21 protein-coding genes are annotated in these 25,149 nt (G+C 65.7%); 8 read left to right on the top strand and 13 right to left on the bottom strand.

The annotated features are described in order from the left end of the window. Positions 1–17 precede the first annotated feature (17 nt). The 3 genes from HU738_RS19060 to HU738_RS19050 are packed head-to-tail and all read left to right on the top strand — an operon-like array spanning position 18 to position 3,720. Entirely contained in the window at positions 18–524 is a 507-nt protein-coding gene (locus HU738_RS19060) for a (2Fe-2S)-binding protein (protein WP_186603101.1), read from the top strand. Next, on the top strand, positions 521–1,522 hold the full coding sequence (locus HU738_RS19055) for an FAD binding domain-containing protein (protein WP_186603100.1): 1,002 nt from the start codon (positions 521–523) through the stop codon (positions 1,520–1,522). Before HU738_RS19060 ends, HU738_RS19055 begins: the two co-directional genes overlap by 4 nt. Then, positions 1,519–3,720: a xanthine dehydrogenase family protein molybdopterin-binding subunit gene (locus tag HU738_RS19050; protein ID WP_186603099.1), complete on the top strand. Its 2,202-nt coding sequence runs from the start codon at positions 1,519–1,521 to the stop codon at positions 3,718–3,720. Before HU738_RS19055 ends, HU738_RS19050 begins: the two co-directional genes overlap by 4 nt. Position 3,721: 1 nt before the next feature. Here HU738_RS19050 and xth read toward each other — a convergent pair whose 3' ends face one another. The 3 genes from xth to HU738_RS19035 all read right to left on the bottom strand — a co-directional run bounded on the left by xth (position 3,722) and on the right by HU738_RS19035 (position 5,291). Beyond that, entirely contained in the window at positions 3,722–4,513 is a 792-nt protein-coding gene (gene xth, locus HU738_RS19045) for an exodeoxyribonuclease III (RefSeq protein WP_186603098.1), read from the bottom strand. After that, the gene (locus HU738_RS19040) at positions 4,510–4,752 is read right to left on the bottom strand and encodes a hypothetical protein (protein WP_176509314.1); all 243 of its coding nucleotides are present in this window, start codon (positions 4,750–4,752) and stop codon (positions 4,510–4,512) included. The genes xth and HU738_RS19040 overlap by 4 nt, the downstream gene beginning before the upstream one ends. 281 nt (positions 4,753–5,033) lie before the next feature. Then, on the bottom strand, positions 5,034–5,291 hold the full coding sequence (locus tag HU738_RS19035) for a hypothetical protein (protein ID WP_225923503.1): 258 nt from the start codon (positions 5,289–5,291) through the stop codon (positions 5,034–5,036). Between the two features lie 250 nt (positions 5,292–5,541). On the opposite strand from HU738_RS19035, the gene HU738_RS19030 reads away from it, so the two are divergent. The 5 genes from HU738_RS19030 (at position 5,542) to HU738_RS19010 (ending at position 11,411) form a co-directional block, all read left to right on the top strand. Continuing rightward, a complete protein-coding gene (locus tag HU738_RS19030) occupies positions 5,542–7,083 on the top strand; it encodes an ABC transporter ATP-binding protein (RefSeq protein ID WP_186603097.1) in 1,542 nt (513 codons plus the stop codon). 12 nt (positions 7,084–7,095) lie between these two features. Next, positions 7,096–8,193 (top strand): ABC transporter permease, encoded by a 1,098-nt coding sequence (locus tag HU738_RS19025; RefSeq protein ID WP_186603096.1) that lies wholly within the window; start codon positions 7,096–7,098, stop codon positions 8,191–8,193. A gap of 24 nt (positions 8,194–8,217) precedes the next feature. Beyond that, positions 8,218–9,144: an ABC transporter permease gene (locus HU738_RS19020; protein WP_186603095.1), complete on the top strand. Its 927-nt coding sequence runs from the start codon at positions 8,218–8,220 to the stop codon at positions 9,142–9,144. Between the two features lie 52 nt (positions 9,145–9,196). Further along, the gene (locus HU738_RS19015; protein WP_186603094.1) at positions 9,197–10,279 is read left to right on the top strand and encodes a BMP family ABC transporter substrate-binding protein; all 1,083 of its coding nucleotides are present in this window, start codon (positions 9,197–9,199) and stop codon (positions 10,277–10,279) included. Positions 10,280–10,445: 166 nt separating this feature from the next. Next, positions 10,446–11,411, top strand: a complete 966-nt coding sequence (locus tag HU738_RS19010; protein ID WP_186603093.1) for a 2-oxoglutarate and iron-dependent oxygenase domain-containing protein — start codon at positions 10,446–10,448, stop codon at positions 11,409–11,411. Positions 11,412–11,417: 6 nt separating this feature from the next. Here HU738_RS19010 and HU738_RS19005 read toward each other — a convergent pair whose 3' ends face one another. From HU738_RS19005 to HU738_RS18960, 10 genes are all read right to left on the bottom strand, one after another. After that, a complete protein-coding gene (locus HU738_RS19005) occupies positions 11,418–12,704 on the bottom strand; it encodes a M24 family metallopeptidase (protein WP_186603164.1) in 1,287 nt (428 codons plus the stop codon). Positions 12,705–12,806: 102 nt separating this feature from the next. After that, positions 12,807–14,225, bottom strand: coding sequence for an aldehyde dehydrogenase family protein (locus HU738_RS19000; RefSeq protein ID WP_186603092.1), 1,419 nt, complete (start codon positions 14,223–14,225; stop codon positions 12,807–12,809). A gap of 14 nt (positions 14,226–14,239) precedes the next feature. Beyond that, positions 14,240–15,334, bottom strand: a complete 1,095-nt coding sequence (locus HU738_RS18995) for a quaternary amine ABC transporter ATP-binding protein (RefSeq protein WP_186603091.1) — start codon at positions 15,332–15,334, stop codon at positions 14,240–14,242. Then, positions 15,331–16,371: an ABC transporter permease gene (locus tag HU738_RS18990; protein ID WP_186603090.1), complete on the bottom strand. Its 1,041-nt coding sequence runs from the start codon at positions 16,369–16,371 to the stop codon at positions 15,331–15,333. The genes HU738_RS18995 and HU738_RS18990 overlap by 4 nt, the downstream gene beginning before the upstream one ends. A 56-nt stretch (positions 16,372–16,427) precedes the next feature. Continuing rightward, positions 16,428–17,399: an ABC transporter substrate-binding protein gene (locus HU738_RS18985; protein ID WP_176509292.1), complete on the bottom strand. Its 972-nt coding sequence runs from the start codon at positions 17,397–17,399 to the stop codon at positions 16,428–16,430. Positions 17,400–17,564: 165 nt separating this feature from the next. Next, entirely contained in the window at positions 17,565–19,226 is a 1,662-nt protein-coding gene (locus HU738_RS18980) for a GMC family oxidoreductase (RefSeq protein WP_186603089.1), read from the bottom strand. 63 nt (positions 19,227–19,289) lie between these two features. Next, positions 19,290–20,282, bottom strand: coding sequence for a flavin reductase (locus HU738_RS18975; RefSeq protein ID WP_197895116.1), 993 nt, complete (start codon positions 20,280–20,282; stop codon positions 19,290–19,292). A 23-nt stretch (positions 20,283–20,305) separates the two neighbouring features. After that, positions 20,306–21,634 carry an LLM class flavin-dependent oxidoreductase gene (locus tag HU738_RS18970; protein WP_176509288.1) on the bottom strand — a complete coding sequence of 443 codons (1,329 nt, stop codon included), beginning with the start codon at positions 21,632–21,634 and terminating at the stop codon, positions 20,306–20,308. Between the two features lie 319 nt (positions 21,635–21,953). Then, the gene (locus HU738_RS18965) at positions 21,954–22,862 is read right to left on the bottom strand and encodes a LysR substrate-binding domain-containing protein (protein ID WP_186603088.1); all 909 of its coding nucleotides are present in this window, start codon (positions 22,860–22,862) and stop codon (positions 21,954–21,956) included. Positions 22,863–22,981: 119 nt separating this feature from the next. Next, complete coding sequence (locus tag HU738_RS18960) at positions 22,982–24,823, bottom strand: potassium transporter Kup (RefSeq protein ID WP_189660628.1); 1,842 nt, start codon at positions 24,821–24,823, stop codon at positions 22,982–22,984. Positions 24,824–25,149 lie beyond the last annotated feature (326 nt).

The raw sequence follows: 25,149 nt of genomic DNA, 5'->3' as shown, positions 1-25,149 counted from the left end.
CACCGTGAGGACCTCCCATGCGTGCAATCACCCCCGAAGACGCCCAGGCGCACCCCATCAGCCTGACACTGAACGGGCAGGCCCGCTCGCTGCAGGTCCTGCCATGGACGACGCTGCTGGATCTGCTGCGTGAGCAGCTCGACCTGACCGGCACCAAGAAAGGCTGTGACCACGGCCAGTGCGGCGCCTGCACCGTGTTGCGTGACGGCCGGCGGGTGAATGCCTGCCTGACCCTGGCGGTCATGTGCGACGGCGCCGAACTGGTCACCATCGAAGGGCTGGCCGCTGGTGACCAGTTGCACCCCATGCAGCGCGCGTTCATCACCCATGACGCTTTCCAGTGCGGCTATTGCACCCCAGGGCAGATTTGCTCGGCTGTCGGCCTCGCCCGCGAAGGGCGGGCTGACAGCCGCGAAGCCATACGCGAGCAGATGAGCGGCAATCTGTGCCGTTGCGGCGCCTACAGCAACATTGTCGCGGCCGTTGAAGAAGCCCTGCCGCTGATGCAGGAGGCAGGCAAATGAACCCGTTCAGCTACCACAAACCCGCCTCCGTCAACGAAGCCATCCACCTCGCCAGCCTGTCGTCACGGTTCATTGCCGGCGGCACCAACCTGGTCGACCTGATGAAGGAAAACGTCATACGACCTGAGCGCCTGATCGACATCTCGGGCCTGCCGCTCAGGGACATCGAAGCCACTGCAAACGGTGGCTTGCGCATCGGCGCACTGGTCAGCAATGCCGAACTGGCCTGGGACCCACGGGTCGAGCAAGGCTATCCACTGCTGTCCCAGGCCATCCTGGCAGGCGCCTCGCCGCAGTTGCGAAACATGGCGACCACCGGTGGCAACCTGCTGCAACGCACACGCTGCGCTTACTTCTACGACACCGGCACGCCGTGCAACAAACGCGAGCCTGGCAGCGGCTGCCCGGCGCGCAGCGGGCTGAACCGGATGCATGCGATCCTCGGTGCCAGCGCCGCCTGTGTCGCCACCCATCCCTCTGACATGTGCGTCGCCCTGGCCGCCCTGGACGCGGTGGTACATGTGCAGGGTACGGGCGGTGAGCGCCAGATCGCCTTTGCGGAGTTCCACCGCCTGCCGGGGAACGCACCCGAGCGCGACCATCACCTGAGCGACGATGAACTGGTCGTCGCCATCGAGCTGCCCCCGCCACACTTCGCGGCGCATTGCAGCTACCTGAAGATCCGCGACCGGGCATCGTATGCCTTCGCCCTGGTATCGGTGGCAGCGGGCCTGACTATCAAGGGGGGGCTCATTGAGCAGGCCCGCCTGGCGCTCGGCGGTGTAGCGCACAAGCCTTGGCGCGAAGCCACCGCTGAACAGGCATTGCTGGGCCAGGCGCCTTCCGAGGCACTGTTCAAGCAAGCCGCCGACCTGTTGCTGCAAGGTGCCAGGCCGCTGAACCACAACGGCTTCAAGGTGCCCCTGGCACAGCGGGCCATCGTCCGTGCGCTGAGTGAAGCCGCCTTTGGCAAAACCTACCCAGGAGCCACCCCATGAATGGCATCACCCCCGTTGTCGGCCAGCCCATAGACCGTGTCGATGGCCTGGCAAAGGTCACCGGGCAGGCTCGCTATGCCGGCGAATACCCTGACACCGTCCTGCTGCATGGCAGCGTCGTCTGCAGCACCATCGCCCGTGGCCGGGTGCTTCGCATCGACAGCAGCGAGGCGCTCAAGGTACCCGGCGTCGTCGCCGTGCTGGACCATGCCCACCGTCCTCGGGTTTCCAGTTACGACGATGACTACAGCGACGCAGACTCGGCCGAAGGCGCGCCCTTTCGCCCATTGTTCAATGACCGCGTGCTGTACAGCGGGCAGCCGCTGGCACTGGTGGTGGCGGAAAACCTCGAGCTGGCCCGCTACGCAGGCTCGCTGATCACCATCGAGTACAGCCAGGAGGCGCACCAGACCGACTTGCTGGCCGCCCTCGATCACAGCCACCCGGCCCCGGCCGAGACACCCGCGCCGCGTGGCGACTTCGCCGGGCAGTTCGCCCAGGCGCCGGTCAAGGTCGATGCGACCTACCAGACCGCCAACGAGCATCACAACCCCATGGAACCGCATGCCTCGACGGTTTTCTACAAACCCGGCGATCAGCTCGAGATCCACGACAAGACCCAAGGCACGCAGAACTGCCAGGACTACCTGCACAAGGTGTTCGGGCTGCCCAAGGACAACGTCCGGGTGCTGGCCGCGTATGTCGGCGGGGCGTTCGGCTCAGGGTTGCGTCCGCAGTACCAGTTACCGCTTGCGGTCATGGCCGCACTGCAACTGAAACGCTCGGTCAGGGTCACCCTCACCCGCCAGCAGATGTTCACCTTTGGCTACCGGCCTCGCACGCTGCAGCGCCTGCGCCTGGGCGCCAATACCGACGGCCGGTTGCTGGCGGTTGCCCATGACGCGATCGGCCAGACGTCTCGCTTCGAAGACTTCACCGAGCACCTGGTGGAATGGAGCGGCATGCTGTACCGCTGCGATAACGTTGCCCTGAGCTATCGCCTGACCCCGCTCGACGTGTACACCCCACTGGACATGCGGGCGCCCGGTGCAGGCTCTGGTGTACTTGCCTTGGAATGTGCGATGGACGAACTCGCCTGTGCGCTCGACATCGACCCGGTGCAATTGCGGCGGGTCAATTTCGCCGACCATAACGGCAACGAAGGCAAGCCGTACTCCAGCAAGGCATTGCTGGCCTGCTACGACCAAGGCGCAAGGCGCTTCGGCTGGAGCGGCCGTACTGCCATACCACGTAGTATGCGAGAAGGTCGGCAACTGATCGGTTGGGGCATGGCGGGTGGCGTGTGGGAAGCCATGCAGATGAAGGCCAGCGCCAAGGCGCGGCTGGACGCACAAGGCCACTTGACGGTCAGCAGCGCGACCACCGATATCGGTACCGGTACCTACACGGTCATGACCCAGATTGCCGCCGACGCGGTGGGAATGCCGGTCGCGGACGTGACCTTCATGCTGGGTGACTCCTCACTGCCCACCGCGCCCTTGCAGGGCGGCTCGTTCACCGTCTCGTCCGTCGGTGCAGCAGTCCTGCAAGCCTGCCAGGTCCTGCGCAGCAAGGTGCTGGAGCACGCACGCGCGACCTACCCTGCCCTCGCCAGCCTGCCCGTGGAAGCGATCCGCTTTGCCGATGGCCACCTGCATTTCGGCCACCAGCGCATCGCGCTCGCGGACATTGCCGCCACTGCGGAAAAAGGCTGCTTCGAGGTACAGATCGATGCAGAGCCGGGTGCGAAGCGTGAGGCGTTTTCCACCGCAACGCACTCGGCGGTGTTCGTTGAAGTCCAGGTGGATGAGGCACTGGGCACGATCAAGGTCACCCGCGTGGTCAGCGCCATCGCGGCCGGGCGTGTGGTCAACCCGAAAACCGCTCGCAGCCAGATCCTGGGCGGTGTCGTGTGGGGGCTTGGCATGGCCCTGCAGGAACAGAGCCAGACTGACCACGCGCTGGGCCGGATACTCAACCACAACCTGGCCGAGTATCACATTCCGGTCAACGCCGACGTCGCCGATGTCGAGGTGATATTCGTCGACGAGCAGGACGATATCGTCAACGAGCTGGGTTCCAAAGGCGTGGGTGAAATCGGCGTGGTCGGGGTGGCGGCGGCAGTCGCCAATGCGGTCTACCACGCCACCGGCAAGCGCATCAGGGCGTTTCCGATCACCCTGGACACGCTGCTGTGAGCTACTGCTTGCGCCCACCCACCTCGATCCACACCGGCGCGTGGTCACTGGCCTTGGCTTCGTTACGCACCCAGGCGTCGACGCCGGCCCGTTTCAGGTAAGGCGCAAGCTCCGGGTTGAGCAGCAGATGGTCGATGCGCAGCCCGGCGTTGCGTGCCCAGTGATTACGGAAGTAATCCCAGAAGGTGTACACGCGCTCGTCGGGGTGCAGGTGGCGAATGGCATCGACCCAGCCCTGGTCCAGCAACTGCTGGTAGCACGCGCGCGACTCGGGCTGCAGCAGCGCATCCTTGAGCCATGAGCGGGGGTTGTAGATGTCCATGTCGGTCGGCACCACGTTGAAATCGCCGGCCAGCAGCGTCGGGTGGCCGCTTGCGTACAGCCCTTGGGCGTGCTTGATCAGGCATTCGAACCAGCGCAGCTTGTAGTCGAACTTCGGCCCCGGCTGCGGGTTGCCGTTGGGCAGGTACAGGCACGCGACCAGCACGCCATGCACCGCTGCCTCCAGATAGCGGCTCTGGCTGTCATCCTCCATGCCAGGCAAGCCGCGGCGGACCTCCAGCGGTTCGCTGCCACGGGCCAGGATCGCCACGCCGTTCCAGGACGGCTGCCCCTGGTAAAGGCAGCCGTACCCTGCTGCCTCCAGGTCCTGACGAGGGAACTGCGCATCCGGCGCCTTGAGTTCCTGCAGGCAGGCGATATCCGGCTGCTCCCGTTCCAGCCAGGCCAGCAGCGCCGGCAAGCGGCTGCGGATGCCGTTGATGTTGAAGGTGGCAATCTTCAGCGCTTTCATGCGTCCGGGTCGCTCACGTGGGCCTGCACGGCATCTTCCAGGGCATGGACATGGGCGTCATCGGCCAGCGCTTTGAGTGCCAGCCAGTCATCCCAGTCGATGGCACCATCGTCGCGCAAGGCCTCCGCCGTGCGAACCAGTTCATGATAGTAGGCATCCGGCGACTCGCGGCGGTAGCTGATGTCATCGTACTGGGCGTACCAGGCCTCAAGCTCGGGGATGCTGCGTTCGATGCTCATGGGTGACACTCCTCGCTGTGCCCTTTGCATGTATGAGCCCTGCACCCTGGCAACGTTCAACCGCGACGTGGTCGGCGGCCTCTTCATCGTCCTGCGCCATGCTCAGGCGTGAGGGCTCGTGCAGCATCAGCGGGAATCGTGCTCGATCCACCCATAGCTGCGGTTGAGCAGCGGGTGGTGCAGCAGCAAAGCGGCGAGGAAAGTGTGGCTACGGGCGCAGCAACGCCAGGATCGTTGATATCAATCAGCTTGCGCCGGGGTGGCGAAGCTGCCTTGGCGCCTCAGGTTTCGGCGGCACACCACCCCGAATGCCCCCCGCAGGCGTCTTCATCCGGCACGCTCAGCAGGCCGTTACGGCAGGCACACGCGTAATCCGCTTCAGCCCGATAAGGGAAATTCAGCGGCAGCCTGAGCTTGTCGCGCGTGTCGTAGAGGTCGTAGCCCCTGCCCAATGCCTTGGGGAAACCGGCCCCCCTCGGCAGGTATTCCTTTTCCAGCGGTAGCGCGGGTACCACAACGAAGCGCGTCTGCATGACCATCCCTCTTCTCGGCAGCTCTTTAGTATTAGTCGCATTATGTGAATGCATCAAGGCAGCTCATGCTTGAATTTCGCCCCACTTTGGCGCCCGCAACGCCCCAAAACCACACACCCCGCCTACCGCTGCACCGGCCCGGCACCCCGCCCTGACTGGCCGTAGCCCTGTCTGCAACGGCCGTCGAACGGGAATCTGACCACCTGGCCATGTTTTTGCTTTGCAAGCTGCTCACCTCCAGCACATCGAGCAGCCCATGTCCGAAACCCCTGCGCACCTGCGCCTCGAGCTACGCGCCATCAGCAAGCGCTACCCAGGCACGCTGGCCAACGACCGCGTCGACCTGCGCATCGCCGCCGGTGAGATCCATGCCCTGCTGGGCGAGAACGGCGCGGGCAAGAGCACCCTGATGAAGATCATCTACGGCGTCACCCGGCCGGACGCCGGCCAGCTGTGGTGGGAAGGTCGGCCGGTGCAAGTGGATGAGCCGGGCCAGGCCCGCAGGCTGGGAATCGGCATGGTGTTCCAGCATTTTTCGCTGTTCGAGACCCTGACCGTGGCGCAGAACATCGCCTTGGCCCTGGGCCGCGAGGCGGGCTCGCCGAAGCAGCTGGCGCCGCGCATCCGCGAGGTCTCGCAGCGCTATGGCTTGGCGCTGGAGCCGGAGCGCCTGGTGCACAGCCTGTCGATCGGCGAGCGCCAGCGGGTGGAGATCGTGCGCTGCCTGATGCAGGACATCAAATTGCTGATCCTCGATGAACCGACCTCGGTGCTGACGCCCCATGAGGTCGAGCAACTGTTCGTCACCCTGCGCACGCTGGCCAGCGAAGGCTGCAGCATCCTGTTCATCAGCCACAAGCTCAATGAAGTGCGCGCCCTTTGCCACAGCGCCACCGTGCTGCGTGCGGGCCGGGTTGCCGGCGCCTGCGTACCTGCCGACTGCAGCGACCTGCAGCTGGCGCGGCTGATGGTCGGCGATGCCGAAGGGCTCGAAGCCAGCTACCCGAAGCGCGCCGGCGGCCTGCCACGCCTGCGGATAGACGACCTCAGCTGGCGCAACCAGGACCCGTTCGGCACCTCGTTCGAGCACCTGCGCCTGGAAGTACGCTGCGGTGAAATCGTCGGTATCGCCGGAGTTGCCGGCAACGGCCAGGACGAATTGCTGGCCTTGCTCAGCGGCGAAACCCGCCTGCACGCCAGCGAGCGTGAACGCATCAGCCTCGACAACCAGCCCATGGCCAACCTGCATCCGGATGCCCGTCGCGCCCTGGGCCTGGCGTTCGTCCCGGCCGAGCGCCTGGGCCACGGCGCGGTGCCGGACATGAGCCTGGCCGACAATGCCCTGCTCACCGCCTTCCAGCAAGGCCTGGTCGAACGTGGCCTGGTCCGCTCGGGCAAGGTGCAGGCGCTGGCCGAGCAGATCATCCAGCGCTTCGCAGTCAAGGCGCCGGATGCCCAGGCCACGGCACGCAGCCTGTCTGGCGGCAACCTGCAGAAGTTCATCCTTGGCCGGGAAATCCTGCAGAACCCCAGGCTGCTGGTCGCCGCCCACCCGACCTGGGGCGTCGACGTCGGGGCCGCCGCAGCCATCCACCGCGCCCTGATCGCCCTGCGCGATGCCGGCGCGGCGATCCTGGTGATTTCCGAAGACCTCGATGAGCTGTTGCAGATCAGCGACCGCATCGGCGCCCTGTGCAGCGGGCGCCTGTCGCCGCTCAAGGCCACTGCCGACACCCACAGCGTGGAGGTCGGCAGCTGGATGGCCGGCCAGTTCGATACCGCGCACGCCGCCACCTGACGAGAACCCGCCATGTTGCCATCCCTCGAACCCCGTACCCAGCAGTCGCGTGCCATGCTGGCCCTGTCACCGCTGCTCGCCGGCCTGCTGACCCTGGTCAGCGGGGCGATCCTGTTCAGCGCCCTGGGGCATGACCCGCTGCTGACCTTGCACACCTTGCTGATCGCCCCGGTCAGCGACCTCTACGGCCTCAGCGAGCTGCTGCTCAAGGCCCTGCCGATTTTGCTCTGCGCCCTGGGCCTGGCGGTGGCCTACCAGGCGCGCATCTGGAACATCGGCGCCGAAGGCCAGCTGCTGATCGGTGCCCTGGCCGGCAGTGCCGTGGCGATCCACATCATCGACTGGGAAAGCCGCTGGGCCCTGCTCTGGGTGCTGCTGGCCGGCACCCTCGCCGGCGCACTGTGGGGCGCATTGGCGGCGTGGCTGCGCACGCACTTCAATGCCAACGAGATCCTCACCACCATCATGCTCAACTACATCGCCCTGGACCTGTTGCTGTATTGCGTGCACGGCCCGCTCAAGGACCCCGAAGGCTTCAGCTTCCCGCAGTCGGCGATGTTCGGCGATGCCAGCCGCCTGCCAGCGCTGTTCGAGGATGGCCGCCTGCATGTCGGCCTGTACTTCGTGCTGCTGGCGCTGGTGGCGGTGTGGGTGCTGCTGCACAAGAGCTTCCTGGGCTTCCAGATCAAAGTGCTCGGCCTCGACCAACGCGCCGCCGGTTTTGTCGGCTTTCGCGAAAAGCGCCTGGTGTGGCTGGCGTTGCTGATCAGCGGCGGCCTGGCGGGCTTGGCCGGGGTGACTGAAGTCAGCGGGCCAATCGGCCAGCTGGTACCACAAGTGTCGCCGGGCTACGGCTATGCGGCGATCACCGTGGCCTTTCTTGGCCGGCTCAACCCGCTCGGCATTCTGGTTGCCGGCCTGCTGATGGCCCTGCTCTACCTGGGTGGCGAGAGCGCGCAGATGACCCTCAACCTGCCGCAGGCGCTGACCGGGCTGTTCCAGGGACTGATGCTGTTCTACCTGCTTGCCTGCGACGTGCTGATCCTCTACCGGCCGCGGCTGACGCTGAATTGGCGGCGTACGCCGGTGGCCGAAACGGCCAGTGCCTGACCTCCCCGACCTGAGGCTTCGACTATGGATCTCGATCTGCTTGGCAACATTCTCTACGCCATGGTGCGTTGCGGTACCCCGCTGCTGCTGGTGGCCCTGGGCGAACTGGTGTGCGAGAAGAGCGGCGTGCTCAACCTCGGCCAGGAAGGCATGATGCTGTTCGGCGCGGTGGTGGGCTTCATCGCCGCCTTCACCACCGGCAGCCTGTGGCTTGGCGTGCTGATGGCGTGCCTGGCCGGCATGCTGCTGGCCTCGCTGTTCGCCTTGGTCGCCCTGGGCTGCCAGGCCAACCAGGTGGCGACCGGCCTGGCCCTGACCATCTTCGGCGTCGGCCTGTCGGCGTTCGTCGGCAGCGCCTGGGTCGGCAAGCCGTTGAGCGGCTTCGAACCGCTGGCGATTCCGCTGTTGGCCGACCTGCCGATCATCGGCCACATGCTGTTCAACCAGGACGTGCTGGTCTACCTGTCCTTCGCCCTGTTCGCCCTGGTCGCCTGGGTGCTGCTGAAAAGCCGGACCGGCCTGATCCTCCAGGCCGTCGGCGAAAGCCCCGACGCGGCCAGCGCCATGGGCCTGCCGGTGCTGCGCGTGCGCACCCTGGCGGTGCTGTTCGGCGGCGCAATGGCGGGCCTTGCCGGCGCCTACCTGTCACTGGCCTACACCCCGATGTGGGCAGAAAACATGACCGCCGGCCGCGGCTGGATCGCCCTGGCGCTGGTGGTGTTCGCCAGCTGGCGGGTGCAGCGGGTGCTGCTCGGCGCCTACCTGTTCGGCCTGGCCAGCATCCTGCACCTGGTAGCCCAGGGCATCGGTGTGAGCGTCCCGGCCAACCTGCTGGCGATGCTGCCCTATGTGGCGACGATCCTGGTGCTGGTGGTGCTGTCACGCGACGCGATCAAGACCCGGCTGTACGCACCGGTTTCGCTCGGCCAGCCCTGGAAAGCAGGTCACTGACGACACGGCGCAAACAAGAAAACAACACAAGACCCACAGGAGTGAACCCTCGATGCATCAGAAGAAAAGCAACAAGCTGCTGCGCACCCTGGCCGCCGCTATCGGCCTGAGCACGGTACTGTCGGCCTCCGCCGCCGACCCGCTTAAGGTGGGCTTCGTGTACATCGGCCCGATCGGCGACCACGGCTGGACCTACCAGCACGAACAGGGCCGCCAGGCGCTGATCAAGCAGTTTGGCGACAAGGTCGACACCAGTTTCGTCGAGAACGTGCCGGAGGGTGCAGACGCCGAGCGGGTCATCCGCAACATGGCCAAGGGCGGCTACGATCTGGTGTTCGCCACCTCGTTCGGCTACATGAACCCGACCGCCAAGGTCGCCAGGCAGTTCCCCAAGGTCACCTTCGAACACGCCACCGGCTACAAGCAGGACAAGAACCTCGGCACCTACCTGGCCACCTCCTATGAAGGCCGCTACGTCGGCGGTTACCTTGCCGCGAAGATGACCAAGAGCAAGAAGGTCGGCTACGTCGCCTCCTTCCCGATCCCGGAAGTGCTGCGTGACATCAACGCCATCCAGCTGGCGCTGGACAAGTACAACCCCGGCACCGAGATCAAGGTGGTGTGGGTCAACTCCTGGTTCGACCCGGGCAAGGAAGCTGATGCGGCCAACGCCCTGATCGACCAGGGCGTCGATGTGCTGTTCCAGCACACCGACAGCCCGGCGCCGATCCAGACCGCCGAGCGCCGTGGCATCTACGCGGTGGGCTACGCCTCGGACATGGCCCACTTCGGGCCCAAGGCGGTGCTGACCTCGATCGTCAACAACTGGGGCCCGCATTACATCAAGAGCACCCAGGCGGTCATGGACGGCAACTGGAAGCCGCAGGACTACTGGGGTGGCCTGGCCGACGGCACCGTCGAGCTGCCGATCAGCGACCTGGTGCCGGCCGACGTGAAAAGTGGCGCCGAGCAGATCATCGCCAGCATCAAGGATGGCTCGTTCCACCCGTTCACCGGGCCTATCTTCGACCAGAGCGGTGCACTGAAGATTGCCGAGGGCGCCGTGGCCAGCAATGCCGAACTGGCGGGGATGAACTACTACGTCAAGGGCATCACTGCACAGCTGCCCAAGTAAGGCCAGCGCTGTCTCTGTGGGAGCGGCCTTGCGTCGCGAAAGGGCCGCAACGCGGCCCCAGAGAATCAGCACAGATGCACAGATTGCCGGGGCTGCTTTGCAGCCCTTTCGCGACGCAAGGCCGCTCCCACAAGAGCCGGCTGCAACTCACTTTACCGGAGGCCGGATGAACACACTGCCCATCATCGACATCGCCCCGCTGTACCAGCACGACCCCGCCGCCCGCCAGGCGGTGGCCCGGCAGATCGACGCCGCTTGCCGGCAATGGGGCTTCTACTACATCAAGGGGCACCCGATCCCGGCTGCGCGCATTGCCGAACTGAAAGCCGCCGCCGAAGACTTCTTCGCCCGCCCGGCCGAGGAAAAGCTGCGCATCGACATCACCCGCAGCGCCCACCACCGCGGTTATGGCGCCATCGCCACCGAGCAGCTCGACCCGAGCCGGCCGAGTGACCTGAAGGAAACCTTCGACATGGGTTTCCACATGAGCGCCGAGCACCCCGACGTGCTCGCGGCAAAACCACTGCGCGGCCCCAATCGCCACCCCGCCATCCCCGGCTGGGAAGCGCTGCTGCAACAGCACTACCAGGACATGCATGCGCTTTCCCTGACGCTGCTCAGGGCCATGGCCACGGCACTGGGCATCGAAGAGGACTTCTTCGACCAGCGCTTCGCCGAGCCGATCAGCGTGTTCCGCATGATCCATTACCCGCCACGCCAGACCGCCAGCAGCGCCGACCAGCAAGGCGCCGGCGCACACACCGACTACGGCTGCGTGACTTTGCTGTATCAGGATGCCGCTGGCGGCTTGCAGGTGCAGAACGTGAATGGCGAATGGATCGACGCGCCACCCATCGAAGGCACCTATGTGGTGAACATCGGCGACATGATGGCGCGCTGGAGCAACGACCGTTACACGTCCACACCGCACCGGGTGATCAGCCCGCTGGGCGTGGACCGCTACTCGATGCCGTTCTTCGCCGAACCGCACCCGGACACCGAGATCAGCTGCCTGCCCAACTGCTCCAGCGCGGACAACCCGGCCAGATACCCGGCCGTGTCGTGCAGCGCCTACATGCTGTCGCGCTTTGCCGAGACCTATGCCTATCGTCGCGAAGCGGCCGAGGCCTGAGCGGCCTCAGTCGGGCACGTCCATCAGCGGCGTGCTCGACAGCTTCACCGCGCCGTCTGCGGTGATCAGCAACTGCTCCTCCAGCTTGACGCCCTCGGCGCCGCCTTGTTCGCCGATGTAGCTCTCGACCGAGATCACCATGTTCTCCTGGAACACCCCGTCGTAGCCCCACGCTTCGAAGTCGACGGCATAGGCCACGCTGGGGTATTCATCGGCCAGGCCACAGCCGTGGACCATCATCATGTAGCGGTTGTGCTCGTACTGCCTGGGTACCGGCCAGCAGCGCTCGGCGAACTCGCGGAAGGTCAGGCCCGGGCGGATCAGGTCGATGTTGTGGCACAGCTGGTCGGATGCCGTGCGCAGCAGGTCGCGCTGGTAGGCGGTCGGTGCCTTGCCCGGGCAGATGAAGCTGCGCGAGATGTCCGAGAGGTAACCGCCCGGCCCGATCATGTCGGTGTCGAAGCCGACCATCTCGCCCGGCTGGATCACCTTGTCGGTGGCGTCCTGGAACCAGGGGTTGGTCCGTTGTCCCGACGTCAGCAGGCGCGCCTCGGCCCACTCGCCGCCGTGGGCCACGTTGGTCGAGTGCATGATGCTCCACAACTGGTTTTCGCTGATGCCCGGCACCAGGTTCTGGCGCATGCGCGCCACGCCCAGGTCGCACACCGCCATGGACACGCGATGGCTGGCGATTTCCTCGGCGGACTTGATCAGCCGCGCCTGCTCCATCAACGGCTGGGCGTCGAACAGCGTGATGCCCTGGGCCTTGAGCCTATCGGCGCCCCACGGGTCGCAGCGGTCGACCGCCAGGCGGGTATTGGTGCCGCCATGGGTCTTGATCAGGTCGGCCATCTCCCGCGCCCACAGCTCGGCCTTTTCATCGACCCGGGGGCCGGCCAGGAAGTAGATCCACGGCGTGGTCGGGCGAATCTCGTCGATGGTCTCGACATGCTCGCTGTTGTGCTTGCTGCTGGTGAAGTCGAACAGCACCACCGGCCCGTCCGTGGCGATGTACACATAGCGGCTGGGGGCATGCATCACCCAGACGCCCAGGCTCAGGGTATCGGTGGCGTAGCGGATGTTCAGCGGGTCGGCCAGCAGGATGCCGGCGTAGTCATGCTGGCGCAGCTGCTCGCGGATGCGGGCCAGGCGATAAGCCCGCAGGGCCTTGCGGTCGATGGCCGCATAGGCCTGGATGATACTGTCGTCCACCGGTACCAGCGGGTGGGCGCGCACGGCCTCGTCGACCCTGTAGTTGAGATGGACCTCATCATCGAGCCGGAATTTCTGCATCGGTGCTTGCTGTGTGGCTACTTTCGCACTCGCCATGACGGTTCCTCGAATGGCTTGCTGTTATGAACGAAGCAGTGAACGAAGACAAACCTCGCAACACCCTCAACCCAGTACGGCCTTGACCTCCAGATACGCCTCGAAGCCGAACTCGCCGCACTCGCGGCCGTTGCCCGATTGCTTGTAACCGCCGAACGGCGCACTGGCGACCCAGGCCGGCTGGTTGATCTGCACCTGCCCCACGCGCAACTCGCCGGCCATGCGCAGCAGCGCCTGGCGGTCGCTGCCTTGCAGGTAGGCAGCCAGGCCATAGGGGGTGTCGTTGGCCATGGCCACGGCGTGCTCAGGCGTCTGGTATGGGATCAGGCATACCACCGGGGCGAAGATCTCTTCGCGGGCAATGCGCATGTGCTCGGTAACGTTGGCCAGCACCGTGGGTTTTATGAAGAAGCCGTGCCCCACGCCGTCGGGCAAGCCCAGGCCGCCACTGACCAGCAGGGCACCGTCGGCCAGCGCTTCGGCGATCAACGCCTGGGCGCGGTCATGCTGGGCCTTGTTCATCACCGGGCCGAGGGTGGTACGCGCATCGAATACATCGCCGACCACCACGCTTTGCGCCGCCTCGCGTGCAATCGCCACGGCCTGATCGTGCAGGTGCGCCGGCACCAGCATGCGCCCTGGCGCCGTGCAGGACTGCCCGGCGTTGCGGTAGGCGGCGTGCACGCCGTTGGCCACCGCGCTCGCCAGGTCTGCATCCGCCAGCAGGATATTGGCCGAGTTGCCGCCCAGCTCCTGGTGCACGCGCTTGACCGTCGGCGCTGCCAGTTGCGCGACGCTGACCCCGGCCCGGGTGGAGCCCGTGAAAGAGACCATGTCGATATCGGGATGGCTGGACAGCGCCTGCCCCACTCCGGCACCGTCGCCATTGACCAGGTTGAACACCCCGGCGGGCAGTTCGGCCTGGTGCAGCAGCTCGGCCAGCAGCATCGTGCTCAGGGGTGAGTATTCGCTGGGCTTGAGGACCACGGTGCAGCCGGTGGCCAGCGCCGGAATCAGCTTGGTGATGACTTGCAGCACCGGGAAGTTCCACGGCGTGATCAGCCCGCACACGCCGACCGGCTCGAAGCGTAGCTGCACGCCGTCGGACTCGCGCTCGAAGGCAAAGCCCTCGAGAATTTCGATGCCGTTGCGGATATGCGCCAGCGAGCCGGCCACCTGGGCCTGGCGCGAGAAGCTGATCGGCGTGCCCATTTCCAGGGTCATGCGCTGGGCGAGCGCTTCCTGGTGCTCGATGCACAAGGCCTCGAAGCGCTTGAGCACGGCCAGGCGCTGTTCGCGCGGGGTGCGCGACCATGGGCCGAAGGCACGCCGGGCGGCGGCGACCGCCGCGTCCACATCCTCAGCGTTGCCCAGGGCGATGCTGCCCACCGCCTTGAGGGTGGCGGGGTTGATGACCGGGCGCCGGGTCCGGCCGCCGGCTTCGACGAAACGGCCATCGATGTAGAAGTGATCGAGGTAGTTCAAAGTCTGGCTCCTGGTTACGCTTGGTGAATGTTGAGCCCTGCACGGCAGGCCGCTGCAGGTGGCTGTAGCGCAGGTTTGACGGCCTGGCCCGGGAGGATCGCCCGGATCACGTCGCGCAGGTGCAGGACCCCTGCCGGGTGGCCCTCGCGCATCACCGCAAAGGCCCGGTCCGGGTCGCCTTCGGCCTGGGCCAGGGCGTGCTCCAGGGTCTGTGTCGCGTCGATGCGCTCGAGGCGGCGCAATTCCTCGACAGATGCCGGCTGCGCCAGGCTTTCCACACGCAGCAGGCGGGCGCGGTTGATGTCGTTGACGAAGCGCTCGACGTACTCGTTGGCCGGGTGCAGTACGATGCTCTGCGGGTCACCCTGCTGCACCACCTCGCCATCCTTGAGCATCACGATGTGGTCGGCGATGCGCAGCGCCTCGTCGAGGTCGTGGGTGATGAACACGATGGTCTTGAACAGCTCGCGCTGGAGTTCCAGCAGCAGGTCCTGCATGTCCTTGCGGGTCAGCGGGTCGAGCGCCGAGAACGCCTCATCCATCAGCAGCACGTCGGCATCGGACGACAGCGCGCGGGCGATGCCCACCCGTTGTTGCATGCCGCCGGAGAGCTGGTGCGGGTAGCGGTCCTCGAAACCGGCCAGGCCCAGCCGCGCCAGCCAGCGCCGGGCATCGGCCTCCACCTGCGCAGCCGGCTCGCCACGCACGCGCTTGGCCAGGCCGACGTTCTGCAGCACGGTCTGGTGCGGCATCAGCGCGAAGTTCTGGAACACCATCGAGATGCTCGACCGGCGCACTTCGCGCAGTTCATTCGCCGACAGCGCCGTGAGGTCGACGCCATCGAGCAGAATTTCCCCTGCGGTCGGCGCGATCAGGCCATTGAGGTGACGGATCAGCGTGGACTTGCCAGACCCGGACAGGCCCATGATCACGGTGATCTGCCCGGCACGCATGTCGACGTTGATGTCGCGCAGCCCGCACACATGGGCGTGTTGCTGCAGCAGCTCGGTCTTGCTCATGCCGGCACGCACCCGTTCGACCATCTGCTCTGGTGCGCTGCCGAAGATCTTGTAGCAGCCGCGCACGGCCATCTTTATTGCCTGGTTCATGGGTTGTACCCCTTGCTCTGTGCGCTCAGCCGAGCCATGGAGGCCTTGGTCACGCGATCGAAGGCAATCGCCAGCAGGACGATGGCGAGGCCAGCCACCAGGCCGACGCCCAATTCGAGGTTGTTGATCCCGCGCAGCACCAGCACGCCCAGCCCCGGCGCCGACACCAGCGAGGCGATCACCACCATCGACAGCGCCATCATGATGGTCTGGTTGACCCCGGCCATGATGCTCGGCAACGCCAGCGGCAGCTCGACGCTGGTCAGGCGCTGCCAGCCGCTCATGCCGAACGACTCGGCGGCTTCGCCGACGCTGCCATCGACCTGGCGGATGCCCAGGTCGGTCAGGCGCACCACCGGGACGATGGCGTAGAGGATGATGGCGATCCCGTACAGCTTCGGCTCGGTGACGCTGAACAGGAAGATCAGCGGGATCAGGTAAACGAACGATGGCAAGGTCTGCAGCATGTCCAGCACCGGCAAGGCGGCGCTCTTGAAGCGCTCGCTCCTGGACATGAGGATGCCGATGGGCAGCCCGGCGAGTATGCAGATCAAGGTGCAGGTGAACACGATGGCCATGGTCTGCAGCGCGTAATGCAGGTGATCGACCAGGCCCAGGGCCAGCAGGATCGAGCCCGCCAGCGCGGTGATGCGCAACGACCGCGACAACCACCAGGTCAGCGCCAGCAGCGCCAGGATCATCAGCCACCAGGGCACCAGGTCGACGACTTTCAGCGACAACTCCAGCAGCCACGACAGCGGCTGGGTCAGGGGGTCGAGCACCACCTTCAGGCCGTCACGCACCGTCAGGAAGCCATGCTCGATGGCTGACGTCATGTCGCGTGTGCGGGGGATGGCCGGGCAGGCGCTGTTCAGCGCATCCAGCGACGGGAACGGCAGGCTGGCCTCCCCCGCGCCTGCCTGGTTGGCCTTGGCCTTGGCCAGCAGTTGCGCCAGCGTCACCGGCCCGCCCTGCGTGCCTGCACTGCACCAGCCCTGCAGGCCGAGGCTCTCGAATACGGCGTTGTATCCACTCATGGCAATGTCCTCGGCGAAGGCCCGCGCACAGGCGGGGCGCTTCGCCACACAGCGGGTTACTGAATGATGGCGTCCAGCTTGCGGCCGGCCTCGTCTGAGACCCAGGCTTGCCAGACGCTCTTGTGCTGGGTCAGGAAGTAGGCTGCGGTTTCATCCGCGGTGGCCTTGTTGCTCTCCTGCCAGGCCAGCAGCTCGCCCATCTGCGTGTTGGTGAAACTGACCTTGCTCATCAAGGCGACAATGTCCGGATGGCTATCGTGGAAGGCACGGGACATGGTGGTCAGCACGGTCGCTGTCGGCCAGCTGGTCTTGCCCGGGGCTGCACAGTCGATGCGCGCATTGCACTTGGCCTTGTCGGCATCCAGCGGCCCCATGTCGACGCTGACCATCGGGTACTTGCCCAGCAGCCCGGTGGGTGCCCAGTAGTAGCCGAACCAGGGCTTCTTGCTTTCGTAGGCCGAGGCCAACGACGCGGCAAGGGTCTCGCCCGAACCATGGTTGAACACCTTGATGCCATGCTGTTCAAGCTCGAAGGCCTTGATCAGGTTGTCGCTGGACACGCGCCCGCCCCAGCCGCTGGGGCCGTTGTTGAACTGTCCGCCCACCCATTCCGGATGGGCCATGATGCCCGCCAGGGTGGCGGCCTCGGGGTGCTGTTCGACCAGGTACTTCGGCACCCACCAGCCATCCTGGCCGCCGTCGGACAGCACATTGCCGACCCTGACCAGCTTGCCCTGCTTTTCCAGGGTGAAGTAGACGTCCGCCACCGCCGGCCAGATTTCCGTGAGGATGTCGGGTTTGCCGGTTTCGGCCAGAGAGGTCAAGGCCGGCACCGTGGAGGTCGGCACCTTCTGTACCTGGCAGCCGTAGCCCTGCTCGAGCAGGAAGCTGGACACCGCGGTGACCACTGCGCCAGAAGCCCAGTTCATCTCGGTAATGGTGACCTGGCCGCAGTCTGCCTGGGCCGAAGCGTTCAGCGATATCAATGCAGCGGTAACAGCGCCAGCAAGGGACACACGCAATCTCATGAGGTTATTCCTTCTTATGACAACGGGTCAGTGAGTCGAATCGGCAGCGAAAAGCGCGTAATGCCAGGATCACCTCCCGGTCCTTCAGCGGTCATTGCGGCGCCTTGCGGCAACCTCGACTCTAGTTGTAACGCACACGCAAGTGTGGGCAATCGCCCGGTACCGCTACTTTGCAGGTGCGACCTCGGCACGCTTGGCCGGCGCCTGGTGCACCGCCCGCGACACGCCCTGGGCGCGCTGGGCATGGCTGGTGAGGATCATTTCGGCGCCTTTCTCGCCGATGGCCAGGCTGATCGCGTTGAGGTTGCCGCTAGGGATCTGCGGAATGATCGACGAGTCCACCACCCGCAGGCGCTGCACGCCGATAACCTGCAGCTGCGGGGTCACCACGGCGGCGGCGTCGACGCCCATCTTGCAGGTGCCGCAGGGGTGGTAACTCTGGCTGGCGTTCTCCTTGAGGTAGGCATGCCACTCATCATCGCTCTGCACGTCCTTGCCGGGTTTGCACTCGCCCAGCACATAGGGCGCGAACGCCTTCGACTGCAAGGCCCGACGCGCCATGCGCCCGCCACGGATCAGGGTGGCGACGTCGTAAGGGTCGCTGAGCATGTTGAACTGGATGCGCGGCGGCGCCAGCGGGTCAGCCGAGCGCAATTGCAGGTAACCGCGGCTGCGCGACTGGTTGACGTTGGGTTGCAGGTTGATCGAAGCCTCGTCGAGCAGGCTGATGCCCTGCGGGGTGTAGGCCGACGAGAAGGCGCCGAAGTGGTACTGGATGTCCGGGTACTCAAGCTCGGGCAGCGTGCGCACCAGGCCGAGGCCGCAGTAGGTGAAGGTGGCCTGGCCGGTACGCGTGAGCAGGAACTGCAGGCCATGCTTGAGCATGCCCGGCAGGTTGAACTCCTGATTGGCAGTGCGCACATTGACGAACGCCTTGACCTGGCAACTGGGGTGCTCCTGCAAGTTACGCCCCACGCCAGGGCTGTCCTTGACCACCGGGATTCCCATGGCCTGCAGGTGTTCGGCCGGGCCGATGCCCGACAGCATCAACAGTTTTGGCGAGTTGATGGCGCTGGCACTGAGGATCACCTCACCGTGGCAGCGTTCGCTGCGGGTGACGCCGCGGTGGTCGAATTCCACGCCCACGGCTGTATCGCCTTCGAACAGCACGCGGCGCACCAGGGCCCCGGTGAGGATGGTCAGGTTGCGGCGCTTCTTTATCGGGTCCAGATAACCCTTGGCGGCGCTGAAGCGCAGCCCGCGGTGTTGGGTGGAGTGGAAGATCGCCGCCCCTTCGGTGTCCTCGGCGTTGTAGGAGGGGTTGCGCGGGACGCCGATCTCCTCCATCGCCTCGAGGTAGACGTGGGCCAGTTTCGGCACACCACGGATCTCGGTGATGATGATGGCGCCGTCCTTGCCGTAGGTGTCTGACACGCCATCACGGTTGCTTTCGACCTTGCGAAAGTACGGCAGCAGTTCGTCGTACGACCAGCCGACGTTGCCCAGTTCCGCCCAGTGGTCGTAGTCGCCGCGGTTACCGCGCACGTACCAGGTGGCATTGATCGAACTCGAACCACCGAGCAAGCGGCCACGAGGCACCACTTCGGCGCGGTTGTTGCGGGTCGGGTCGGGCTCGGCCTGGAACATCCAGTCGGTCTTCGGGTTGCTCATGGCCTTCATCGCCAAGGCCGGGATCTGGATCACCGGGTGCTTGTCGCTGCCGCCGGCCTCCAGCAGCAATACCGTGTGCCGCGGGTTGGCGCTTAGCCGGTTGGCCAGCACGCAGCCCGCCGATCCCGCGCCGATGATGATGAAATCCCAACTCATGCTCCGACCTCTCTTGTCATACGGCCATCTCGCGCAAGGCTTGCCTGTTGTCACGCCATTCGATCATGCATGGGCCACGCCAGCTACTGCCTGGCGGCCGAGCAAGCGGTCCAGGGTGGCCAGGGTGATCTTCAGCTCATGGGCCGAGGTGCCGGCCAGCTGGGCCTTCTGAAAGGCATGCCAGCGGTCGCGGATGGCGATGCGTGAACGCTCGCCCAACGCGGTCAGGCGCAAGCCGCCGTCGCTGTCGCGCAACAGCATGGCCCTGCGCTGCAACTCGGCCAGGGCATCCTCGACATCGCGCTGGCCCAGGTAGGTTTCCCTGGCCAGTGCCTCGACGCCGATCCCGGGGCGGGCATACAGCGAGGCCAGCACGCGCGCGACCGCGACGCTCACGCCTTCGGCCCGGCGATGCTCCTCGAAGGCTTCCGACAGCGCATGGTGGGCATCGAAGATCGACGACAGCAGGTTGTGTTCGGGGCGTGGCTGGCTTCCCGCCGACTCTGGCTCCCCGGACAGGTCCGGGTGCACGTCGGCGATGCTGTACTGGCCCTGGCTGAACAGCAGCGGCGTGCCGGCATAGCGGGCGATGCGGGTGACGCGCCCGACCAGTACCAGGTGGTCGCCACCCTCGAAGGTCTGTTCCAGGGTGCATTCCAGGTGCGCGATGCAGCCGGCCAGCAACGGCGAGCCGTGCATGCCGGGCTGCCATTGCGCGGCGCTGAAGCGGTCTTCCTGCTTGCTGGAAAACAGCTGCGACAGGTGTATCTGGTCGGCGCCCAGCACGTTGATCGCAAAGCTCTGGCACTGGCTGAAGAAGGCGAAGCTGCGCGAGGTGCGGGCAATCGACCAGAGCACCAGTGCCGGCTCCAGCGACAGCGAGGCGAACGAGTTGATGGTCATGCCATTGAGCTGTGCCCCGCTGCTCGCGGTGACCACCGCCACGCCCGTGGCGTACTGCCCCAGGCAACGGCGGAACAGCCGCGGGTCTGCGGCAGGATCACCGGTTTCCAGCGCTACCGGGGTCAGTTCGGTTTGAATCTGGGTCTGCGACATGATGATGTCTCTCCGGGCAGAAATCAGGCGAAGCGGCTTTTCGGCACGCTCAGGCCAAGGTTCTCGCGCAGCGTGCTGCCTTCGTATTCCTCGCGGAAACGCCCGCGACGGCGCAGCTCGGGCAGCACGTACTCGACGAAGTCATCGATACCATGGGGCAGGTGCGTGGGTGCGATATTGAAACCGTCGGCGGCTTCTTCATCGATCCAGGCCTCCATCTGGTCGGCCACGTCCTGGCCGGTGCCGACCACGGTCAGATGCTCCTGGGCCATGCCGATGCGCTTGTACAGCTGGCGAATGCTCAGGCCTTCGCGCTGGGCGGTCTCGTAGTACATCTGCGCGCTGCTGCGCAGCCCTACGTTCTCCAGGTTCGGCGCCGGCACCGGGCCGTCGAGGTCCATCGCCGACAAGTCGCCGAACGAGCGCTTGAGCATCGCCAGCCCCACCAGCGGGTTGATCAGTTCCTGCAACTGTTCGTACTTCTCCTGGGCGTGGGCCCGGCTGGAGCCGACGATGGGGGTCAGGCCGACCATCATCAACAAGTCCTCGCGACGCCGCCCAAAGCCGGCCAGGCGGTCCTTGACCGAGGCGTAGTACTGCTGGGCCGAGCCGATGTGCTGCTTGGCGGCGAACACGATGTCGCAATGCTGCGCGGCAATCTGCTGGCCGACCTCGGAAGTGCCGGCCTGGACCAGGATCGGCCGGCCCTGGGGCGAGCGCTTGACCGACAGCGGGCCACGCACCGAGAAGTGCTTGCCGACGTGGCCGAGCACATGCAGCTTGCCCTCGTCATAGAACACGCTGCTGTGCTTGTCGTGGACGAAGGCGTCCTGGTCCCAGCTGTCCCACAGGCCGGTGACCACCTCGACGAACTCCTCGGCGCGCTCGTAGCGGGTGTCGTAGTCCAGGTGCTTGGCACGGTTGAAGTTCCAGGCCTCCTGCTCCGACCACGAGGTCACCACGTTCCAGCCAGCGCGCCCGGCGCTGATCATGTCCAGCGAACCGTACTTGCGGGCGATATGGTAAGGCTCGTTGTAGGTGGTCGAGGCAGTGGCGACCAGGCCGATGCGCTGGGTGCAGGCGGCGATGGCCGAGAGCAGGGTCAGCGGTTCGAGCTCGGCATTGTGGCTGGAGCGGCACAGCGAACCGGCCGGCACGTCATCGGCGCGAATGCCGATGCCGTCGGCAAGAAACAGCAGGTCGAACTTGTTGCGCTCGGCGGTGCGGGCCACCTCCAGGAACGACTGGAAGTCCGACGCCGCGTCGACCTTGAGCTCCGGGTGGCGCCAGGCCCCCACGTGGTAACCCATGTAACGCATGGAAAGGCCGAGTTTGATCTGTTTCTTGCTCATCCGGTGTGCCCCTGCTGGTCTGTTGCAAAATCCAGGCTGAACGGGCCCGCGCAAGGCCACGGATGGCTCACGGGGAAGGTTCGGTTGACTGGACGTTGATTGGGTAACTTCACCCCGGCGCGAACGGCCGGGTGGCTGCGTTTTCAGGTCAAGGGCCGGCGTTGTTCTTTTCCTGATGCGGCATTTCCTGTGAAGGCAGGCTCATCCTGCCGCGATCGTTCAGGCCTGTAAACGTAGGATTTTCAGTGCTGTTTGCGTAAGAAAAACTTAACCAAAAAGGCGTAATGCACCCTTACGGTGCAGGCCCGGCAACACGGCTTCAATGGGGTTCGCCGAAGGTCTGCTTGATCCACTCGCCGACCTGCACGGCAGCCGTGCTTTCGCGGGCCCGAGCAGGTTTTACCAGGTGAAAGCCGTGACACAGCACCGGGTCGGTGTGCAGCGGCTGGACCAGCAGGCGGTTGGACAGGAAGCGCTCCATCAGCGGCGGGCCGATCAGGCCGAAACCCTGCCCGTCCAGCACGGCCTGGACCAGGTTGGTGTAGGTGTCCACGGTGATGCTGGCTTTCGGCTTGGCCATCGCCACCTGCTTGGAGGCGAACCAGGTCGACCAGCGCGTCAGGCGGTCGTAGGGCCCTTCCAGGTGAATCAGCGGGTGGTCGAACAGGTCCTCGATGCTGCGCGGCGGCTCGCGGTGTTCCAGGTACGCCGCCGAACAGGTCGGGGCGATGCTCTGGCGCACCAGCAGGGTCGACTGCCCACCGGCAAACGGCGGGTTGCCGTACGCCACCACCAGGTCGGCGTCGACCTCGTCGACCGAGGTGCGGTCGAGCACGATCAGGCGCAGTTCGACGTGCGGGTGCCGGGCCCTGAGCGTACCCATGTTGGGCATCAGCCAATAGGTGATGACCCCGGCCGTGGCGCTGACGGTCACCACATGGCTTTCGGGGCGACGGGTCAGCGCCACCGTGGCTTCCAGGGCCATTTCCAGCGAAGCGGCGATGGCGGCGTGGTAGCGGGCGCCCTCGGGGGTAAAGCGGATGGTGCGGTCGAGGCGCTGGAACAGCTTGACCCCGAGGAACCGCTCCAGCCCGTTGATCTGCTGGCTGACCGCGACCCGGGTGACATGCAGTTCGAGCGCTGCACGGGTGAAGCTCAGGTGCCGCCCCGCCGCTTCGAAGGCGATCAGCATGTTGGGCGGTGGCAACGTGGTCTTGAGCGTACTCATCGGGTCGGGTCCTGGGCAGCGACAGGCGCTATCGGACCCGCAGTGTCCCAACGGCAGGCGGTGGAATCAAGCGCGCCGCGCCGCCCGCGACGCCATCAACTGTGCCTGCGTCGCAACCTTCACATCTCGACCTGGGTACCCAGTTCGATCACCCGGTTCAGCGGCAGCTGGAAGTACTTGAGGTTGCTGTTGGCGTTGCGCAGCAAGAAGGCGAACAGGTGCTCGCGCCAGCGGGCCATGCCCTTCTGCTTGCCGGCGATGACCGTCTCGCGGCTGAGGAAGTAAGTGGTGCGCATCGGGCCGAATTCCAGGTCCGGGTACGGGCAACGGCTCAGGGCCAGCGGCACGTTTGGCTCTTCCATGAAACCGAAGTGCAGGCTCACCCGATAGAAGCCATCGCCGAAGGCCTCGACTGCAAAGCGCTTGCCGGCAGTGACCCGCGGCTCGTCCTCGAACACCACGGTCAGCAGCACCACCTGCTCATGCAGCACCTGGTTGTGCAGCAGGTTGTGCAGCAGCGCGTGGGGCACGGCTTCAGGCCGTGCAGACAGGAACACGGCCGTGCCATTGACCCGGAATGGCGGTTGCGCCTGCAGGCTGGCGATGAACAATTCAAGCGGTAACGCGCTTTCGTCCAGCCGCTCGACGATGATCGTGCGCCCGCGCTTCCAGGTGGTCATCAGCATGAACAGCGCGACCCCGGCAATCACCGGGAAAGCACCGCCCTGGAAGATCTTCGGGGCGTTGGCGGCAAAGTACAGGCTGTCCACCAGCAGAAACGCCAGCAACATCGGCACTGCCAGCCAGCGGGGCGCCTTCCACAACAACAGCACCACCGCCGAAGCCAGCAAGGTGGTGATCAGCATGGTGCCGGTCACCGCCACACCATAGGCCGCCGCCAGTGCCCCGGACGACTCGAAGCCGACCACCAGCAGCACCACGCCGACCATCAGCGCCCAGTTGACCATACCGATGTAGATCTGCCCCTGCTCCTCGCTGGAGGTGTGCTGGATGAACATGCGCGGCACATAGCCCAGCTGGATGGCCTGGCGGGTCAGGGAGAATGCACCGGAGATCACCGCCTGGGAGGCGATGATGGTCGCCAGCGTGGCCAGCCCGACCATGGGCAGCAGGGCCCAGTCCGGCGCCAGCAGGTAGAACGGGTTGCGCACCGCCTCCGGGTTGCCGAGGATCAACGCGCCCTGGCCGAAGTAGTTCAGCACCAGCCCCGGCAGCACCAGCAGGAACCAGGCGCGGGCGATCGGCTTGCGGCCGAAATGCCCCATGTCGGCGTACAGCGCTTCGGCGCCGGTCAGCGCCAGCACCACGGCACCGAGAATGGCCACGCCCATGCCGGGGTGGTAGATGAAGAACTTCACCGCCCAGGCCGGGTTGAGCGCCTGCAGCACCTCCGGGCGTTGCACGATGCCGTGTACGCCCAGCGCACCGATCACCACGAACCACAGCACCATGATCGGCCCGAACAGAATGCCGATGCGCGCGGTGCCGTGCTTCTGGATCAGGAACAGCGCCACCAGCAACAGGACTGCCAGGGGCACGACCCAATGCTCGATGCCGTCGAAGGCCAGTTGCAGCCCCTCGACGGCTGACAGCACCGAAACCGCCGGGGTGATCATGCTGTCGCCGTAGAACAGCGCAGCGCCGAACAGGCCGAGCAGTACCAGCATCCTGCTCAGCCGCTTGTAGGGCGCCGCCGCACGGTGTGCCAGCGCGGTCAGGGCCATGATGCCGCCCTCGCCCTGGTTATCGGCGCGCAGGATGAACAGCACGTACTTGAGCGATACCACCCATAGCAGCGACCAGAACACCAGTGACAGGACGCCGAGGACACCGGCGGTATTGGCCTGGACGCCGTAGTGCCCGGCGAAGACTTCCTTGAGGGTGTACAGGGGGCTGGTGCCGATGTCGCCATAGACCACGCCGACGGCAGCGACGAGCATGCCGATGGCAGCGGGCTTGCGGGAATGGGGAGGGTTTGCTGCGACGGCGGACTGGCTCACGAAAGGGCTTCTCTGGACTGGCGGGTAGAAGTGCATGCCATCCTTGAGCATCGCGCGATAAGTATCCCTTCGGGCAAGCAGGCCAGTCGTAAAAAGAGCGTAAAAAAATCAGGGGTTCGCCTTAGGAGATTCAGCGCCTGTGAGACCGAGCGCCGCCCGCGCGGCGCATCGCGGATAAATCCGCTCCTACAGTCTGTTTCGGGCCAGTCCCTCCTGTGAGGTCACCACTGTCCGCCTTGTTTGTCCCCTTCGATAACTGAGGTGGA

The sequence above is a fragment of the Pseudomonas vlassakiae genome (assembly GCF_014269035.2).
GTDB classification, from domain to species: Bacteria; Pseudomonadota; Gammaproteobacteria; order Pseudomonadales; family Pseudomonadaceae; genus Aquipseudomonas; species Aquipseudomonas vlassakiae.
Note: the sequence above shows the minus strand (reverse complement) of the source record. Positions and strands in the feature narration are given on the sequence as shown.

What these genes read in the sequence shown, in the direction of transcription:
- HU738_RS19030 (WP_186603097.1), top strand. Translation starts at nt 5,542, where the DNA reads ATGTCCGAAACCCCTGCGCACCTGCGCCTCGAGCTACGCGCCATCAGC.
- HU738_RS18995 (WP_186603091.1), bottom strand. Translation starts at nt 15,334, where the DNA reads ATGAACCAGGCAATAAAGATGGCCGTGCGCGGCTGCTACAAGATCTTC.
- HU738_RS18965 (WP_186603088.1), bottom strand. Translation starts at nt 22,862, where the DNA reads ATGAGTACGCTCAAGACCACGTTGCCACCGCCCAACATGCTGATCGCC.
- HU738_RS19050 (WP_186603099.1), top strand. Translation starts at nt 1,519, where the DNA reads ATGAATGGCATCACCCCCGTTGTCGGCCAGCCCATAGACCGTGTCGAT.
- HU738_RS18980 (WP_186603089.1), bottom strand. Translation starts at nt 19,226, where the DNA reads ATGAGTTGGGATTTCATCATCATCGGCGCGGGATCGGCGGGCTGCGTG.
- HU738_RS19055 (WP_186603100.1), top strand. Translation starts at nt 521, where the DNA reads ATGAACCCGTTCAGCTACCACAAACCCGCCTCCGTCAACGAAGCCATC.
- HU738_RS19005 (WP_186603164.1), bottom strand. Translation starts at nt 12,704, where the DNA reads ATGCAGAAATTCCGGCTCGATGATGAGGTCCATCTCAACTACAGGGTC.
- HU738_RS18975 (WP_197895116.1), bottom strand. Translation starts at nt 20,282, where the DNA reads ATGTCGCAGACCCAGATTCAAACCGAACTGACCCCGGTAGCGCTGGAA.
- HU738_RS19015 (WP_186603094.1), top strand. Translation starts at nt 9,197, where the DNA reads ATGCATCAGAAGAAAAGCAACAAGCTGCTGCGCACCCTGGCCGCCGCT.
- HU738_RS19020 (WP_186603095.1), top strand. Translation starts at nt 8,218, where the DNA reads ATGGATCTCGATCTGCTTGGCAACATTCTCTACGCCATGGTGCGTTGC.
- HU738_RS19025 (WP_186603096.1), top strand. Translation starts at nt 7,096, where the DNA reads ATGTTGCCATCCCTCGAACCCCGTACCCAGCAGTCGCGTGCCATGCTG.
- HU738_RS18970 (WP_176509288.1), bottom strand. Translation starts at nt 21,634, where the DNA reads ATGAGCAAGAAACAGATCAAACTCGGCCTTTCCATGCGTTACATGGGT.
- HU738_RS18990 (WP_186603090.1), bottom strand. Translation starts at nt 16,371, where the DNA reads ATGAGTGGATACAACGCCGTATTCGAGAGCCTCGGCCTGCAGGGCTGG.
- xth (WP_186603098.1), bottom strand. Translation starts at nt 4,513, where the DNA reads ATGAAAGCGCTGAAGATTGCCACCTTCAACATCAACGGCATCCGCAGC.
- HU738_RS18960 (WP_189660628.1), bottom strand. Translation starts at nt 24,823, where the DNA reads ATGCTCGTCGCTGCCGTCGGCGTGGTCTATGGCGACATCGGCACCAGC.
- HU738_RS19035 (WP_225923503.1), bottom strand. Translation starts at nt 5,291, where the DNA reads ATGGTCATGCAGACGCGCTTCGTTGTGGTACCCGCGCTACCGCTGGAA.
- HU738_RS18985 (WP_176509292.1), bottom strand. Translation starts at nt 17,399, where the DNA reads ATGAGATTGCGTGTGTCCCTTGCTGGCGCTGTTACCGCTGCATTGATA.
- HU738_RS19010 (WP_186603093.1), top strand. Translation starts at nt 10,446, where the DNA reads ATGAACACACTGCCCATCATCGACATCGCCCCGCTGTACCAGCACGAC.
- HU738_RS19040 (WP_176509314.1), bottom strand. Translation starts at nt 4,752, where the DNA reads ATGAGCATCGAACGCAGCATCCCCGAGCTTGAGGCCTGGTACGCCCAG.
- HU738_RS19060 (WP_186603101.1), top strand. Translation starts at nt 18, where the DNA reads ATGCGTGCAATCACCCCCGAAGACGCCCAGGCGCACCCCATCAGCCTG.